Origin of the sequence: Streptomyces sp. NPDC058257, from assembly GCF_042881845.1 — a bacterium.
Taxonomy (GTDB): Bacteria; Actinomycetota; Actinomycetes; order Streptomycetales; family Streptomycetaceae; genus Streptomyces.
Genome location: NZ_JBHVXJ010000017.1, coordinates 123052 through 139065, shown reverse-complemented (window position 1 = coordinate 139065; position 16014 = coordinate 123052). Strand labels below are relative to the sequence as shown.

Annotated in this window: 15 protein-coding genes; 12 read left to right on the top strand and 3 right to left on the bottom strand. The window is 71.3% G+C overall.

Annotated elements, in window-relative coordinates; genetic code table 11:
• Positions 1–82: 82 nt before the first annotated feature.
• Positions 83–1486: a hydrolase gene (locus tag ACFVXC_RS31735; protein ID WP_389912221.1), complete on the bottom strand. Its 1404-nt coding sequence runs from the start codon at positions 1484–1486 to the stop codon at positions 83–85.
• A 428-nt stretch (positions 1487–1914) separates the two neighbouring features.
• Between ACFVXC_RS31735 and ACFVXC_RS31730 the strand changes: the two genes are divergently transcribed.
• The 4 genes from ACFVXC_RS31730 to ACFVXC_RS31715 all read left to right on the top strand — a co-directional run bounded on the left by ACFVXC_RS31730 (position 1915) and on the right by ACFVXC_RS31715 (position 4677).
• The gene (locus ACFVXC_RS31730; protein ID WP_389912218.1) at positions 1915–3510 is read left to right on the top strand and encodes a phage tail sheath subtilisin-like domain-containing protein; all 1596 of its coding nucleotides are present in this window, start codon (positions 1915–1917) and stop codon (positions 3508–3510) included.
• 62 nt (positions 3511–3572) lie between these two features.
• Entirely contained in the window at positions 3573–4016 is a 444-nt protein-coding gene (locus ACFVXC_RS31725) for a phage tail protein (protein ID WP_383279946.1), read from the top strand.
• Positions 4016–4522 carry a hypothetical protein gene (locus ACFVXC_RS31720; RefSeq protein ID WP_389912215.1) on the top strand — a complete coding sequence of 169 codons (507 nt, stop codon included), beginning with the start codon at positions 4016–4018 and terminating at the stop codon, positions 4520–4522. Before ACFVXC_RS31725 ends, ACFVXC_RS31720 begins: the two co-directional genes overlap by 1 nt.
• Positions 4519–4677, top strand: coding sequence for a DUF6760 family protein (locus ACFVXC_RS31715; protein WP_389912212.1), 159 nt, complete (start codon positions 4519–4521; stop codon positions 4675–4677). The genes ACFVXC_RS31720 and ACFVXC_RS31715 overlap by 4 nt, the downstream gene beginning before the upstream one ends.
• On the opposite strand, the gene ACFVXC_RS31710 is transcribed toward ACFVXC_RS31715, so the two are convergent.
• The gene (locus tag ACFVXC_RS31710; protein ID WP_389912209.1) at positions 4626–5390 is read right to left on the bottom strand and encodes a hypothetical protein; all 765 of its coding nucleotides are present in this window, start codon (positions 5388–5390) and stop codon (positions 4626–4628) included. The genes ACFVXC_RS31715 and ACFVXC_RS31710 overlap by 52 nt on opposite strands.
• A 1698-nt stretch (positions 5391–7088) precedes the next feature.
• The gene (locus ACFVXC_RS31705; RefSeq protein ID WP_389912206.1) at positions 7089–7934 is read right to left on the bottom strand and encodes a hypothetical protein; all 846 of its coding nucleotides are present in this window, start codon (positions 7932–7934) and stop codon (positions 7089–7091) included.
• Here ACFVXC_RS31705 and ACFVXC_RS31700 point away from each other — a divergent pair.
• The 8 genes from ACFVXC_RS31700 (at position 7933) to ACFVXC_RS31665 (ending at position 15813) form a co-directional block, all read left to right on the top strand.
• Positions 7933–8235, top strand: a complete 303-nt coding sequence (locus tag ACFVXC_RS31700) for a hypothetical protein (protein WP_389912204.1) — start codon at positions 7933–7935, stop codon at positions 8233–8235. The genes ACFVXC_RS31705 and ACFVXC_RS31700 overlap by 2 nt on opposite strands.
• A 63-nt stretch (positions 8236–8298) precedes the next feature.
• Positions 8299–8721: a phage tail protein gene (locus ACFVXC_RS31695; protein WP_389912201.1), complete on the top strand. Its 423-nt coding sequence runs from the start codon at positions 8299–8301 to the stop codon at positions 8719–8721.
• A 73-nt stretch (positions 8722–8794) separates the two neighbouring features.
• Positions 8795–9514, top strand: a complete 720-nt coding sequence (locus ACFVXC_RS31690; protein ID WP_389912198.1) for a LysM peptidoglycan-binding domain-containing protein — start codon at positions 8795–8797, stop codon at positions 9512–9514.
• Positions 9514–11451, top strand: a complete 1938-nt coding sequence (locus ACFVXC_RS31685) for a VgrG-related protein (protein WP_389912195.1) — start codon at positions 9514–9516, stop codon at positions 11449–11451. Before ACFVXC_RS31690 ends, ACFVXC_RS31685 begins: the two co-directional genes overlap by 1 nt.
• Positions 11452–11532: 81 nt before the next feature.
• Complete coding sequence (locus ACFVXC_RS31680; RefSeq protein WP_389912193.1) at positions 11533–11985, top strand: GPW/gp25 family protein; 453 nt, start codon at positions 11533–11535, stop codon at positions 11983–11985.
• Entirely contained in the window at positions 11985–13943 is a 1959-nt protein-coding gene (locus ACFVXC_RS31675; RefSeq protein ID WP_389912190.1) for a putative baseplate assembly protein, read from the top strand. The genes ACFVXC_RS31680 and ACFVXC_RS31675 overlap by 1 nt, the downstream gene beginning before the upstream one ends.
• Before the next feature lie 41 nt (positions 13944–13984).
• Positions 13985–14497 (top strand): phage tail protein, encoded by a 513-nt coding sequence (locus ACFVXC_RS31670; protein ID WP_389912361.1) that lies wholly within the window; start codon positions 13985–13987, stop codon positions 14495–14497.
• Positions 14494–15813, top strand: a complete 1320-nt coding sequence (locus ACFVXC_RS31665; RefSeq protein ID WP_389912188.1) for an NADase-type glycan-binding domain-containing protein — start codon at positions 14494–14496, stop codon at positions 15811–15813. The genes ACFVXC_RS31670 and ACFVXC_RS31665 overlap by 4 nt, the downstream gene beginning before the upstream one ends.
• Positions 15814–16014 lie beyond the last annotated feature (201 nt).

Here is a 16014-nt window from a genome sequence, read left to right as displayed (position 1 = left end):
AACCGGGTGCCGGACCTGGCCGTCACCCGGTGAAGTCACCCGGTGAATTCGCCAGTGAAGCCGACGGTGAGGTCGGGGGCCGTCACACCTTGAAGCGGACCGCTTCCAGCTGTTGGTACTGCTCGATCGGGCTCCCGTGGTACTTCCAGCCGCCGGGGTCGGTGCACACCGGCCCCATCCACTGCCTGTCCCTGACATAGGCGTCACTGCACACGGAGCCGTCGAAGACCTTGAAGGTGTAGCCCTCCAGCGGGGGATCTTCGCTCTTGGAGCTGCCGAAGTACATGTTCTTGCCGTCCTCCGTGTCCGCCCACGGGATCTCCTTGCGCCACCCCTCGCCCACCCAGGCGCCGGTGCCGGAGACGCCCTTGGTGCCGATCACCGCGATGTTCAGCGCCTTGATGGGCTTGCCCTTGCCGACCGTGCCTGCCTCGACGCCGTCGCACACCGGGTCCTGCCAGCCCTCGCCCTTGACGAGGGCTCGGTAGCAGATGTGGCGGCCCTCGCTGCGCTCGGAGAGCTTGCGCACCGCGTCGGCCGCGGTCTCCTTCTTGGGTTTCACGGGCTTGTCTCCCCCGCCACCGCCACCGCCGCCGCCCTTCTCTTCGTCCGAGCCGCCGCCACCGGGCTTGTCGGCGGAGTCGGACGGCTTGTCCTCGGGCTCGGGCGGCGGGCTGCTGATCGGAGGAGGCGAACTGGACGGCGCGATGTTCCCCGCCGCCGCCGGCTTCTCCTTCGCGGCGCTCTGCAGTTGCGGCCGGTACGACAGCCAGATCACCACGAAGGCGATCGTCACCGCGAGGAGCAGGGCGAAGGTGGTGGCCAGCCAGCCCGGCAGGATCCCGCGCTGTACGAAGGTGCCGTTCACGTCCATCGGCTCGGTGCCGGAGCGCCGTACGGCCAGCGAGTAGGGCTGCTCCTGCTTGGAACCGAACCAGGTGATCTGCCGGGGCCGCAGCGTCGTCTTCACGAACGCGGCGCGGCCCGGATCGATCTGGATGTTGCTCGGCTGGAGGTCGTACGACAGCCGGTCCCCGCTGTCGCTGCCACTGAGCGACGCGGTGACCTTGGTGTTGCCGAGGTTGTCCACCGCAAGCCGCGGGCGTCCCCGGAAACGCCCCTTCACCGTCGGCGGCACCAGTTCGGCGCGCACCTCGGTGAAGGGGGTGATGGTGAGGTTGCCCTCGGGGACTGTGACGGCGTCGGGATGTTCTGTCGGAGTGATCCGTACCGCGTACGGATTGGGTCCTGCGGTCGCGTCCGGCGTACGTGGCGGCGCGAACGTCAGCTCCACCGTGCCCGTCGTCCCCGGGTACAGCCGCAGCGATGGCGGCTCCACTCTGGTCCAGGGGGTGAGGTCACCGACCGGTTCAAAGCGGTACTCGTCGACGATGTCACCGGTGTTGCGCACTTTCAGCCGCACTGTGGTGCTACTGCCGGGGTCGACGGTCGCGGAGGCGGGTTCTAGGGAAGTCCAAAGGCTCACGCCACGACGCTAGGAGAGAGCGCACGGCTCGTCAGGAGTCCGCCGGGCACACCTGGTTGCCTGGAGGGGCAGCGACATGTGCTGCCCGGCCCACCGGACTCCCGTCCGTCGAACCGGACTTCACGCCCGGTTCGTGACGACGGCCGACCGGGCCGGTCCGTCGCGGCCCAAGTGGCCCCACCGCTGGTGGAACCAGGGGCTGACCCTTCACCCTCATCCGGACGCCTCCCACCGGAACAGGGCCACAGGGGCAGTGGTGCGGGCACCGAGGCGGGCAGGGTGTCCGGGCAGCGAGTTCCGACCACGCCGAAGTGCCCTTGCGGGCATCGACGTTGCCCGGCAACCGGCACCGGAGGCCATTTCGGCGGCGCGCCGCACCGGCCAGGCTGACGGGGTTCCGTTTCGTAGTACCCCGAGGAGAGCAGAGCATGCCGTCCTACTTGTCGCCCGGCGTCTACGTCGAGGAGGTCGCCAGCGGTTCGCGTCCGATCGAGGGGGTGGGCACCTCCGTGGCGGCCTTCGTCGGACTCGCGCCGACCGGATCCCTGAACGAGCCCACGCTGGTGACCAACTGGACCCAGTACGTCGCCGCCTTCGGCGACTTCACCGACGGGTACTACCTCGCGCACTCCGTCTACGGCTTCTTCAACAACGGCGGATCCGCCGCGTACGTGATTCGTGTGGGCGGCTCCGCGGAGGGCTCGTCCGGAGACGGCAGGGCTCCCGCCGCGGTGAACGGCGGGGCACCCGCGGCAGCACTGCCCGCCGCCGAGGCGAAGCAGCTCGGCGCGTTCTCCGTGGCCGCCACGGCGCCCGGTGCGAACGGCCAGCTGTCCGTGGAGGTCGCCGACCCCGAGGGCGAAGGCCCCGCGGAGCGCTTCAAGTTGATCGTCAAGAGCGGTGACAAGCCGGTCGAGACCTTCGACGTGAGTGCCAAGAAGGGCAACCGGTCGTACGTCGTCACCCAGGTCAAGGAGCGCTCCAAGCTCATCACCGTGACGGAGAACGCGTCCGGCGCGCAGCTCACGCGGCCTGAGAACCAGACCGTCGCACTGCCCGCGCCTCCCGCCGCGGCCCCCGTACCCGCGCCCGTGGAGCAGGACACCCCCTCGCACCCCGGTCCGGCCAAGTACCTCGGTGACTCCGCCGACCGCACCGGCTTCGGTGGCCTTGAGGCCATCGACGAGATCTCCATGGTGGCCGTCCCCGACCTCATGGCCGCCTACCAGCAGGGCGCGATCGACCTGGAGTCCGTCAAGGCCGTGCAGCTCGGGCTCATCGCCCACTGCGAGCTGATGGGCGACCGGGTCGCGGTCATCGACCCGCCCCCGAGCCTGAATGCCCGTCAGATCCGGGTGTGGCGCCAGGAGACGGCCGGCTACGACTCCAAGTACGCGGCCCTGTACTACCCCTGGCTGAAGACCTTCGACCCGGCGTCGGGCAAGGCCCGCATGATGCCGCCGAGCGGCCACATCGCCGGCATCTGGGCCCGCAACGACTCCGAGCGCGGCGTGCACAAGGCCCCCGCCAACGAGGTCGTACGCGGTGCCGTCGACCTGGAGCTGCAGATCACCCGCGGTGAGCAGGACCTGCTCAACCCCATCGGCGTCAACTGTATCCGCTCCTTCCCCGGCCGGGGCATCCGCGTCTGGGGCGCGCGCACCCTCTCATCGGACCCCGAGTGGCGCTACCTGAACATCCGCCGGTACTTCAACTACCTGGAGGAGTCGGTCCTGATCGGCACCCAGTGGGTGGTGTTCGAGCCGAACGACCACGCGCTGTGGGCCCGGATCCGGCGCAACATCTCGGCGTTCCTGATCACCGAGTGGCGCAACGGCGCGCTCTTCGGCCAGCGGCCCGAGGACGCGTTCTACGTCAAGTGCGACGAGGAGACCAACCCTCCGGAGTCGGTCGACCTGGGCCGGGTCGTGTGCGAGATCGGCGTCGCGCCGGTCAAGCCCGCGGAGTTCGTCATCTTCCGCTTGTCCCAGTTCTCCAGCGGCAGCGGGGAGTTGGACGAGTAGTCCGCCGTCCCCGCCCTCGTACGCCATCGCCACGAAGCCAGCCTTAGAAGGACAGCGATTCCATGAGTCTCATGCAGGGTGACTCCCTCACTTCACACAACTTCGGTCTGCAGATCGACGGCGTGATGGTCGAGTACCTCCAGGAGGTCAGCGGTCTGACCCTCGAACAGGACATCATCGTCAGCCAGCAGAACACCGCGCAGGGAAAGATCGACATCAACATCCTGCCGGGTGTGAAGAAGAACGGGCAGTGCACCGTGGTGCGCGGCATGACCCAGTCGTCCGCGTTCACCCAGTGGATCAACGACTCGATCAACGGTCAGATGAGCACGGCCCGCAAGAACGCCTCCATCATCATGATGGATTACCAGGACAACCCGGTGAAGCGGTACAACCTGCGCAACGCCTGGTGCAACAAGATCGACGCCAGCAGCCTGAAGGCCGGCGAGGCCGCCGTGCTCACCGAGACCGTGACCATCGTCTTCGAAGAACTGGTCATCGAGTAATGCGGCGCAAGGCTGTTGGTGCGCCGGACGCGGGCACGGTGGTCGCGGCGCCCCCGGCCATCCAGACCGCGGCGGGGGGAGCGGAGTCCCCGTCTCAGGCTCCCCCCGCCGCTCAGACCGACACCGCACCGCGGGTCCTGCGCACGGAGTTCCCCTTCCAGCTGCCGCGCGGGTACGTGGACGAGGCGGGGACCGTGCACCGAGACGGCGTGATGCGCCTGTCGACGGCGCGGGACGAACTGATCCCGCTGCGAGATGTCCGCGTCCAGGAGAACCCGGCCTACCTGTCGGTGGTGCTCCTGGGCCGGGTCATCACGCGCCTGGGCACGCTGCCGTCGGTGCACGACGGGACGGTGGAGAACCTGTTCGCCTCCGACCTGGCGTTCCTCCAGGACTTCTACCGACAGATCAATGCCGAGGGGCACACCCGCGCCGCCGTGGAGTGCCCGCACTGCTCCGAGCCGTTCGAAGTGGAACTCGGCGGGAGCCGCCTGGGGGAATCGTGACGTACGCGACCGACCGACTGCACGAGGAGATCGCGTACGTCGCCTATCACTTCCACTGGAACCTGGAGACGATCCTGGATCTGGAGCACCATGACCGCCGCCTCTACGCGGACCAGATCGCGTCCTTCGTGACGCTCGCCGGGGCGGAGGGCTGAGCGGTGGGATTCTTCGACAGGCTGCGGGGCCGGGGCGTGGACGGTGGCGTGCTCGCTGACGCCGCCGATGTCGGTGGCGGGGGTGGTGACGGCGGTGCCGCCACGGTTCCGTCGGACGGCGGCGCCGTGTCCGGTGGCGCGTCGGACGGCGCTTCCGGCGGCGCCGGACGTGCCGCGGGTGCGTGGTCCGGGCTGCCGCCGATCCAGCGGTCCGTGCGCGACGGCGGGTCCGGCGTCGCGGATTCCGCGTTCGGCATGCGGCTGCCCACGTGGCAGAACCCCTCGTTCGCTGCGACGTCGTCCCGCATCGGCGTCCTGGACGGTGCGTCGTCGAGCAGCCTGCTCTCCGCCACCTTCTCCTCGTCGCCCGCGGCGCTGAGCGAGACGGCGCGGCCGGTCACGGGGCTCGAGGGTGCCGCCGGCGCGGCGCCGTGGACACCCGCGTCGCCGGCCTCGTCGGCTCGCCGCCTGCCGGTGGCGCCGCTGCGTGAGGTGCGGCGGGCGGAGTCGACGCCCGCCGCGCCCGCCCCGCCTGCCGCTCCGGAAGCACCCGGAGCGCAGGCGCCGAGATCAGGTGCGTCCGGCGGCCCGAAGGGGCCTGCCGCGTCCCGTCGACCGGTGGGGGCCGTGGGGTCGGCGGGATCGGCGGGATCGGCAGGGCCGACCGCCGGGCGCGCCGCCCCCGTGGGTCCCGGCAGGCGGCCGGGCCCCACGGCATCTTCCGTGCCCGTAAAGGACGTTGGAGGTACGGGGCACACTCCGGTGGCGGCGCCCGTACCCGTACCCGTGCAGCGTGCTGCGGCGTCCGGCGTACGAGGCTCTGGAGGGCCCGGGGTGCCGGTACCTCTCGCACAGCCGCCGGCACGGATTCCTGGGGAGCAGCGTTCCGGTCGGCAGCGTCCCGTCTCCCGGACCGTGCAACGCTCGCGCTCCGCGCAGGAGGGGAACGGGGCATCGGCAGCCGCGCCGTCCCATGTGTCGAGTGCTGCCACGCCGTCGCCCACCCCGGTCCGTGGGGTACGCGTGACGCCCGCCCCGGCTGCCGCGTCCCTGGCGGCCACGCGGCCCTCTGCCCTGACCAAGGCGCCGGTCGCTCCTACGGCCGTGCAGCGCCGCGTCCTGCCTGTGGCCCGTCGGGAGCCTGCGCCGACGCGGGCCGCCACGAGTGACGGGGCGCGGGCGGGGGCGGCGTCTCCTGGCGGGGGCGGTGGGGAACGAGGGGGAGGCGAAGTGGCCTCCCCTTCAAGGCCGTTCACGAGCTCTCCGTCCACGCCTGAGCCGGGTGCCTCGCCGGCTCCCGCGACTGCGGATGCCGCTTCGCCGGTTGCCGCGACTTCGCCTGCCGCCTCGTCGGGTACACCGTCATCGGTTGCCGCTTCGCCGGGTACTCCGTCATCGATCGCCGCCTCGTCGGGTGCCGCATCAACGGCTGCCGCTCTGTCGGATGCTGCGACACCGGCTGCCGCGAAGCCGACTGACCGGAACGGGCCGTCCGATGCGCGGCCAGTGGCACAGCGGGCGACTCCGAGTGCGCACAGCCCGACGCCGCCTGCCTCACGCATCTCTCCGGCCGCCCCGCCCTCTGCGGCACCCGAGTCTCGTACAGCGGCGAACAACACTCGTACGGACAGGGGTGTATCGCGTATCGATGCGAGCAACTCGCTCCAGGCCTCGCCGGGTTCGCATGTCACCGCAAGCGCACCCCACACTGAGGCACATAACTCCCCTGCTCAGGCTCCGAGTTCCGCCACGCCCCAGACATCCCTGAGCCCTCAGCTTCCGGCAGTGCAGCGCAGCGCCACCCGCAAGGCACCCCGTGCGGGTCTCGGCGCTCCGGTCGCCTCGACGCACCCGAGCCCGACGTCCGCCCCCGAAGCGCTCACCACTCCTGCCGGACCACGTGCGAACCCGGCCTCCACGCGCCCCACGCACGAGGTCCGGCGCTCAACGGATCCCCTCACCAACCCCGCGCCACGCGGCCACAACCCACTCGGCACGCCCGTCACCGCGCCCGCCCCTCCTACCGTGCCGCCCGCTTCCCCGCGGCCCACGCACGAGGTCCAGCGCTCCACCGCTCCCGTCACCAGCCCCGCGCCACGCCGCAACCCACTCGGCGCGCCCGTCACCACCCCCTACACGCACGCCACTCCTGCCGGGCCGCCGCCTGCTTCCCCGCAGCCCGCACACAAGGTCCAGCGCTCCACCGCTCCCGTCACCAACCCCGCGCCACGCGGACGCAGCCCGCTCGGTGCTCCGCTCACCGCCCCGCCTCCGGAGGCCGTACCGCTCACGAACTCCCGGCAGCGGGGGCCCGCTGCCGCGTCGCGCCCCAGCGACCGCACGGCTCCGCCCTCGGTTCAACGTGCCGCTTCTACCGACTCACCCTCCGCGTCGACCGGCGCGTCACACCCTCACGCCCCGACGTCAGCGCGATGGACCTCCGAATCCGCGTCGTCGTCGAATCCCGCGCCGACCGCAGACGCACCGAAGCGGACTCCCGAGCCGCTCGGACCCACCGGTCCGACGGTGCCACCGGTCCAGCGAGCCGCCACGCCCCTCCCGCCCATCGCGCCTGCGACGCCCACCGTGCCGCCGGTCCAACGAGCCACCACGTCCACTCCGCCCCCCGCCTCCGGCCCGCCGACCGGCCGGGTGGCGCCACCGGCGCGAAGGGCTGTACCCAGCTCGCCCGTCGCCCCCTCGAAGCGGGCCCCCGGACCTCCTCCTCGCACCAGCACCCCCGAAGTGCCGCCTGTCCAGCGAGCCACCACCCCCGACGCGCCGCTGGCGTTCGCCCCGGCGCCGGACACGGCGACGCCTCCCGAGGCCGCCCCGCAGCAGACTCCCGTCACTTCACGCACCAACGCCGCCGCTCCCCCGCCTGCCCAACTGGCCGCCCCGCGCCGCGAAGCAGCACCGCACACGAGCACCCCGCCACAGGCACCGAGAGCCCCCCGGGCGATCGCCCAGCCGAACATGCCGATCCAACGCGCCCCCGAATCACTCACGTTCACCCCGGCAGCCCCCGCCAGACCCGTACGCCGCCTCACCTCTCCCGGCACCAGCACCACCCCCGCCACCTCTTCGCCCCTCCCCGTGGCCCGCCTCGTCGCCCCGTCGACGCCGACCCGAGCGACTCCGCCCTCATCCAGACCTGTTGCCCCGCCACCCGGCGGCGGCCCGACTGTGCAGCGGGATTTCCGCTCGGCGACCCATTCGCTCGCCGCCGCGGCCGCCTCCACCGTCGCAACCGCCATGGGTCGGATCCGGCCCAGCGGCCGGAGCCAGCAGGAGCAGAAGCACGCAAGCATCGAGGACGATCCGCTGCCCTTCCCGCCCGACAGGACCGCGGCCTCGGCGACCTCCTCCGCCAGTAGCGCGCCGCCGCCACCCGAGTACACGCGAGTGCCCGAGGGGACGTTCGACCCGAAGGACCTCACGGACTTCCAGATCGACGAACTCGTGCACCGCATGATCGGCCGCATCACGCGCCTCGTCCGCACCGAACTCCGCATGGACCGCGAACGGATCGGCAGGCTCCGCGACGACCGCCGCTGACCGGCGCGCGGCAGCCAACAACAACAGCAAGAGCAGCAGCACCGACAGAAAGGTCCACCCGCGATGCCCCGCCAGGACCCGGGTTCCACGATCTGGTTCAGCCTCTCCATCGACGGCCAGAGCCTCGGCTACTTCAACGGATGCGAGGGGCTTTCGACGCAGGTGGAGATCGAGCATCGCCAGGAGGGCGGCAACAACGGCTTCGTCTGGCAACTGCCGTCCCGCGTCACCTTCTCCACCATCCGGCTCACCCGTCCGCTCACCCCGGACACCACGAAGGTCGCCAAGTGGATCTCCTCCGTGCAGACGGGGATCAAGCGGCCCACCGCCGAGATCGCGGCGCTGCGCGCGGACGGGTCGGAGGTCGCGCGGTGGGGGCTTGTCGATGTGCTTCCCGTCAGCTGGCAGGGCCCCCGGCTCGACCCGAGCAGCCCGGCCGTCGCGACGGAGGTCCTGGAGATCGCCCACCACGGGTTCACGGACTGAGCGGCCTCACAGAGCAAGGGGCCCGGGGTCCGAGTGACCCGGGGGTCCGGAGAGAGTAGCGGGAGACACCCACATGCCCCAGAGCAAGGGCGCAGGCAAGAGCCTCGTACGCGCCAGCCTCGCCATTCACGAACCCCCCATCGGCACCAGCACCTCGCCGGGCGGGCTCATGAAGACGTTCGAGTTCGACTTCAACCCCTCGCAGCTGACCATCGGCCGCCGAGCCAACTGGACGGTGACGCCGACGGCGGACAACCGCGACGGCGCGATGCCGGAGTTCATGGGTTCGGAACAGCGTGAGATGAGCGTGGAGATCTTCCTCGACTCCTCCGACCGGCCGACGAGCAACGTGGTCCTGAAGAAGGTGCAGACGCTCCTCGACTGCTGTGGGGTGACGTCCATGAGCAAGAACGCCGACCAGCCGTCGCCGCCGTGGGTGATCTTCCAGTGGGGGTCGTTCAAGACGGCTCGGTTCGTCGCCTACGTCGCTTCCGTCGACGCGTCGTACACCCTCTTCGGCACCTCGGGCATACCCATCAGGGCCACCTGCCAGCTGCGGCTGCACGAGATCCCGAGCGATGCCCTGGCGCAGAACCCGACCTCCGGCGCGCTCACCGCGCAGAGAGTGCACCGGGTCGTCGCCGGTGACTCGCTGCAGTCGCTCGCCTGGCGCGAGTACGGCGACGCCACGGTGTGGCGGGCCATCGCCGAGGCCAACGGGATCGACGACCCGGCCGCGCTCGCGTCCGGCACCGAACTCGTGCTGCCCGCGGCGCAGGAGGTGGGTCGCTGATGGCCAACACCGCCTTTTCCAGTGTCATGAAGGTGAAGCTCGGCGGGGCCAAGATCCCCGACGAGTACAGCCGGATGTTCGTCGACGGCTGGGTCGACCAGGGCGCCGGGGTGCCCGCCGCGTTCCGGCTCACCTTCCGCGACCCGCACCGTCTGCTCCTCAAGGAGCTGGGCGTGAAGTTCGGCACCCCGGTGGTGCTGACCCCGGTGGCCGACGGGCAGGGTTCCGGCGACCCGCTCCTCACCGGTGAGGTCACCGCCCTTGAGGCCGACTACGACGGCACAGGATCCTTCACCGTCATCCGCGGCTACGACCTCGGGCACCGCTTCATGCGCAGGCGCCGCGTGGTCGCGTACACGAACGAGACCGCGTCCTCGATCGTCAGGAAGCTGGCCGGGCTCGCGGGCGTTCCGGTCGGGAAGATCGAATCCACCCGGGCGAGCTACGAGTTCATCAGCCAGGCCAACGTCTCCGACTGGGACTTCATCGCCCGGCTCGCGGACGAGAACAAGATGGTGATGTCCCTCGACGCCAAGGGCAAGTTCAACTTCGTCTCGCCGAAGCCCTCGTCGGGCGCGCCGTCGCCGAGCGGCGGCCGGAGCGCGAAGAACCCCCTCGTCCTGAAGTCCGGGACCGACATCCTGCGCCTGCGCACCTCCGTGACCGCCGCCGACCAGGTGGCCGAGGTGGAGGTGCGCGGCTATGACGTCGCCAACGCGCGGGAGATCGTGGAGACTTCGCGCCGCGCCGACAATCCCGTCTTCTCCATCGGCAGCTCGCCGAAGAAGGCCGCTGCCGCCTTCAAGAAGACCAAGCTCGTACAGACCTCGGTGCCCTACGACAAGCAGCCCGAGGTCAAGCACGCCGCCGACGCGCTCTTCGACGACGTGTCCTCCTCGTTCTCCGAACTGGAGGTGATCGTCCACGGCAACCCCAAGCTGCGCCCTGGCGTGCCGGTGGCGCTCGCCGACGTCGGCTGGCCCTTCCAGGGCAAGTACACGACGACCTCCGTGCGGCACGTGTTCGGCAACGGGCAGCGCTACGAGTCCTGGGTGACCGTCAGCGGCCGCCAGTGGCGCTCCTTGTACGGGCTCACATCGGGCGGTACGGAGAGCGAGCCGCGGCTGCCCGGCGTGGCCAACGCCGTCGTCACGGACGTCGACAAGAAGGACGACCAGGCGCGTGTGAAGCTGAAGTTCCCGTGGCTGGACGACACGTACGTCAGCGACTGGACGCGCTGTGTGCAGCTCGGCGGGAAGCGCGGCGGTGGCATCTTCCCGATGGACGTGGGCGACGAGGTCCTCGTCGGCTTCGACCGGGGCGCGCTCGACCATCCCTTCGTGATCGGCGGGCTCTACAACGGCAAGGACAATCCGACCCGTAACAAGGCACCGCTGTACTCCGGGGCGCGCAACCAGGCGAGCCGCCACACCATCTCCGACCGCACCGGCAACCGCGTCGACCTGCTCAGCCAGCGCGTGGGCGCCCACCGAGGCGTGAAGGTCAGCACGGGCGACGACAAACTGACCGTCCATCTCGACCGTGCGAAGACCGAGATCACCGTGGACAGCAAGGGCTCGGTGACCATCAAGGGCAGCCGCTCCGTGTCCGTCCGGGCTGGGACCGACCTCACGCTGAGCGCCAAACGCAATGTGTCCATCCAGAGCGGCGGAATACTCAGCCTGCGGGCCGGGAGCGCCGTCAACGTGAACGCGGGCGGCGGCGGGTTCAGCGTCAACGCATCGATGTTCAACGTGCGGGCGGCCGGTATGGCGTCCCTCATCGCTACGGGCGGGGTCACGATGAACACCCCTGGGGCGATGGCGCTCACTTCCGGCGCCCTGATGACCCTGACTTCCAGCAACCTCACAGCGAACGCGCCCCTGATCGGGCTGAACGGGACGGTCCTGATCAAGGGGAAGCCCTTGCCCCTCTGATGACCCTTGTTACCCCTGTGGCCCCTGTGCCCCTTTGACCCCTGTGACCCCGCATCCCGAGAGAGGACAGGTGCTTTCCTGATGGCCGAACAGTTCGTCGGCTCCGGCTGGGCGTTCCCGCTGCGCATCGGCCCCACCGGGGGCATCGCCCTGGTCAGTGGGGAGCGCGAGGTCGAGGAGGCCATCCGGCTCGTCCTCGCGACCTCACCCGGCGAGCGTCCGATGCGCCCGGAGTTCGGCTGTGCCATCCACGACCTGGTGTTCGCGCCGGTCAACGAGCAGACCGCGGGCCGCATCCAGCACGAGGTCTACCTGAGCCTTGACCGCTGGGAGCCGCGCATCGAGGTGCACGAGGTCGAGGTCACCGCGGGCGACGACCAGTCCGTGCTGTACATCGACGTGCGCTACGGGATCCGCGGCACGAACAACCCACGCAGCCTCGTCTTCCCCTTCTACGTCATTCCCTCCCACGAGGAGCCGGGAGCCGCGGAGACGTCCGACGGCCCCGGTGCCTTCCCCGAAAGCGACCGCTGATGCCCCTGCAGAGCCCGAACCTCGACGACCGCCGCTTCCAGCAGTTCGTCGACGACGCCAAGCGCTACATACAGCAGCGCGCCCCGGAGTGGACCGACCACAACGTCTCCGACCCCGGCGTCACCCTGGTCGAGACGGTCGCGCACATGGCGGACCAGATCGTCTACCGCCTCAACCGCGTCCCGGAGAAGAACCACCTGGCCTTCCTCGACCTGGTCGGCATCACGCTGTTCCCGCCGTCCGCCGCGCGCACCGACGTCACCTTCTGGCTGTCCGCGCCCCGCGACGAGGTGGTGGCCGTGCCGGTCGGCACCGAGGTGACGACGCTGCGCACCGAGACCGAGGACGCCGTCGTCTTCGCCGCCGAGCACGACCTGCGCATCGTCCCGTGCATGCTGCGGCATCTGATGGTGCAGCGCCGCGGCGAGCCCGTCACCGATCGCACCGCGGACATCGCCGAGGGCACCGACGTGCTGTGCTTCGCCGAGGCCCCGGCCGCCGGCGACTGCCTGCTGTTCGGCCTGACCGCCGCGGTGCCGCACTGCGCGGTCGCCATCGAACTCGACAGCCGTGTCGACGGCGTCGGCGTCGACCCCCGGCAGCCCCCGCTGGTCTGGGAGGCGTGGACGGCGGACGGCTGGCAGCCGTGCGAGGTGCACCGTGACGGCACCGGCGGCCTCAACCGGCCCGGCGACGTGGTCCTGCATGTTCCCGGCGGTCACGTCCTGTCCCGCAACGGCGGCCACGAGGCGGGCTGGCTGCGCTGCCGCGTCACCGAACCGCTGGCCAATCAGCCCTTCTACACCACCTCGCCGACGGTGCGCTCCAGCGACGCCTGCACGATCGGCGGCACCACCGGTGTCGTACACGCGGACACGGTGTACGACGAGGCGCTCGGTGAGGCCACCGGGCTGCCCGGTCAGCGGATGCGTCTCGCCCACGCGCCCATCGTCGGCGACGACCCGCCGGTCCTTCTTCAGACGGCCGAGCACAACGGCTGGGAGGACTGGCAGGTGGTGCGGCACTTCGCCGAGTCCCGCGCCGACGACCGGCACATCACCCTGGACGCGGCCACCGGCGACATCGCGTTCGGCCCGTCCGTCCGCGAGGCCGACGGCTCCCTGCGCCAGTACGGCAGGGTCGCCCCCAAGGGCGCCGTCATCCGCGCCCGCCGCTACCGCACCGGTGGCGGCCGGGCCGGCAACGTGGCCCGCGGCGCCCTGAGCGTGCTGCGCACCTCCATCCCGTACGTCACCGAGGTCGTCAACCGGGAGGCCGCACACAGCGGGGTCGACGGCGAGACGGTCGAGGAGGCGAAGGTCCGCGCCCCCATCACACTGCGCGCCCAGGAGCGCGCCGTGACCCTGCGCGACTACGAGGAACTCGCCCGCCGGGCCGCGCCGGAGACCGCCCGCATCATGTGTCTGGAGGGCAAGCTCGACGACTACGGGGCGCACGCGGTGCGCGTCCTGGTCGTGCCGCAGGCGGTGCCCGACCCCGGCGGGCGGCTGCGGTTCGAGCAGCTCGTCCCCGGCGACGCGCTGCTCGGCCGCATCACCCGCCATCTCGACGAACGCCGTCTCATCGGCACCCGTCTCGCCGTCGGCCCGCCGTACTACCAGGGCATCACGGTGGTGGCCACGGTGCACGCGTTCCGCGGTGTGGAGACCGACCGGGTGCGGCGCGCCACCCACGACGCCCTCTACCGCCACCTCGACCCGCTCACCGGTGGCGCGGACGGCAAGGGCTGGCCCTTCGGCCGCCCCGTCCAGGCGGGCGAGATCTTCGCGGTCCTGCAGCGGGTGCCCGGCGTGGAACTGGTCGACGAGGTCGTCCTGCACCAGGCCGATCCGCTGACCGGCAAGCGCGGCGACCGCACCGACCGCATCGACCTGGAGCCGTCGGCCCTGGTGTTCTCCTTCGACCACCGCGTACGGGTGATCGGGGACGCCACGTGAGGGGCTCCGTCGACGGCCTCGGCTCCTCCGCTCCCATCGGGATGATGCTCCCGGCCGTCTTCGCCGACGACGACCTGGCCCAGCGGTTCGTCGCGGGCCTCGACGACGTCCTGGCGCCGATCCTGAACGTCCTCGACTGCCTGGACACGTACTTCGACCCCGCGCTCACCCCGGTCGACTTCGCCGAGTGGCTCAGCATCTGGGTGGGTGCGGAGACGGACGGCATCGAGTCCGAGGCACGGCTGCGCGCCGCCGTCGCGGCCGCGGCGGCGCTGCACCGGGTACGGGGCACGCGACAGGGCCTGTCGGAGGCGGTGCGCCTCGCGTTCGGCACCGCACCGGAGATCACCGAGAGCGGCGGCGCGACGTGGAGCGCCCGCCCCCGCGGCCCGGTCCCCGGCAGTCCTCGCCCCCACCTCCACGTGGCGCTCCAGCTGGCAGAGCCGACCCCGGCGGACACCCACCGCCTGGACACGCTCGTGGCCGCCGCCCGCCCCGCCCACATGCCCTACACCGTCACCGTCACGGCCGCCGAAAGGACTCTGGAGTCATGACCAGGCAGAACTGCACCGAGTGCGACGCCCGCGTGGAACCGGGCCAGTCGTTCTGCGACGCCTGCGGCGCCGTCCTCAGCTGGGATCCGGCCGGGGCGCGCTCGGGGGCGGCCTCGGCCGCCGACTCGGGTGCCCACGCCAACTCCGGCGCCGGGGCGCAGTCCGACCCCGGCCACGGCTGGGACGGCTTCGCGCGTTCGGACCGTACGGCACCCGCCGCGTCCGGCTCTGCGGGTGCCCCCACAACCGGTCCGGTGCCGCCCCCGGCCACCGATCCGCGCGCCGGATCCGGCCTTCCTCTCCGCCCCCGCACGGCGGCGCCTTCGGAGCCCCCGGCCGCCGCCTCACCCCACCCTCCCTACCAGTCACCGGACTTGACGGACACGGCGCCCAACGATCCGGTACCCGCGTACACCCCAGGGCCGGACACCGTCCGTTCCCTTCTGGTCCCCGTCTCGGACCCCGAGGGCACCCCGCCGCCCCCGGGCGTGAGTCCCGTCCTGCCCGGACGGCCCGACGCCCGGCGCCCGCACGTGCGCGTACCCAGCGCGCCGCCTCAGACCGGAAACGGCCCGCCGTGCCAGTGGTGCGCCACCCCGAACCGCCCCGACCGGCACTTCTGCGCCCGCTGCGCGATGCCGCTCGCAGCGACCGCGGACCAGACGCAGGCGCCACTGCCGTGGTGGCGCCGCCTCATGGGACCCGGCCGCAATCAGACGCCCTGGGCTGGTGAGCGCCCCCGGCTGCGCCGCGTGTTCGACAACATCGGCGGCTGGATCACCGCGGTCCTCGTCGTGACCGCGCTCATCTGCACCGCGGTGTACCTCCCCGACGGCATCCAGGCCACGCGCGACCATTTCGCCAAGCGCGTTCCGGTCGAGCCTGACGAGATCCATGCCTCGAAGTCGTACGAGGGCCATCCGGTGAAGCTGGCCTTCGACAAGCTCAACAACACCTGGTGGGGGCCGGGCGTCGCGGAATCGGGCCAGGGCGAGTGGATCGAAGTGCGTTTCGTCCGGCCGACCCGCCTGCTCGACGTCATCATCACGCCGGGCGTGTCGGTCCAGGCCGACCAGCTCTCCAAGTCCGCCCTGCCCCACCGCGTCAAGGCCACGATCACCAAGAAGGACGGCACGACCACGACCCGGGAACTCTCCCTGGACCCGGGACCGGGCGCCCAGCGCCGGTCCTTCCGCGTCGGTGACGCCACCCGCGTCCGCTTCACCATCGAGTCGTCGCACGCCGCGTCCGCCAAGAAGCAGGTGTCCATCGCCGAGGTCGAGCTCTTCGGCCCGTCCGACGGCAGCCGGACCTGAGGGCAGCCTCTCCGATGTGTCGCAGTTCACCCCGCGGAAGGCGTTGGTCCGGAACATTCGGATACGAGTCGTCGTTCTTCTGAGTGTGGCTGCGGAGGGGACAGTGTCCCCGGGCCCACCTATAGCCCATGGGGAAGATCGTTCGGCTGAAGCCCCATGGAGCCTTTCGCCGAGAGGCGACCGCCCTCCGCGTGTCATGCT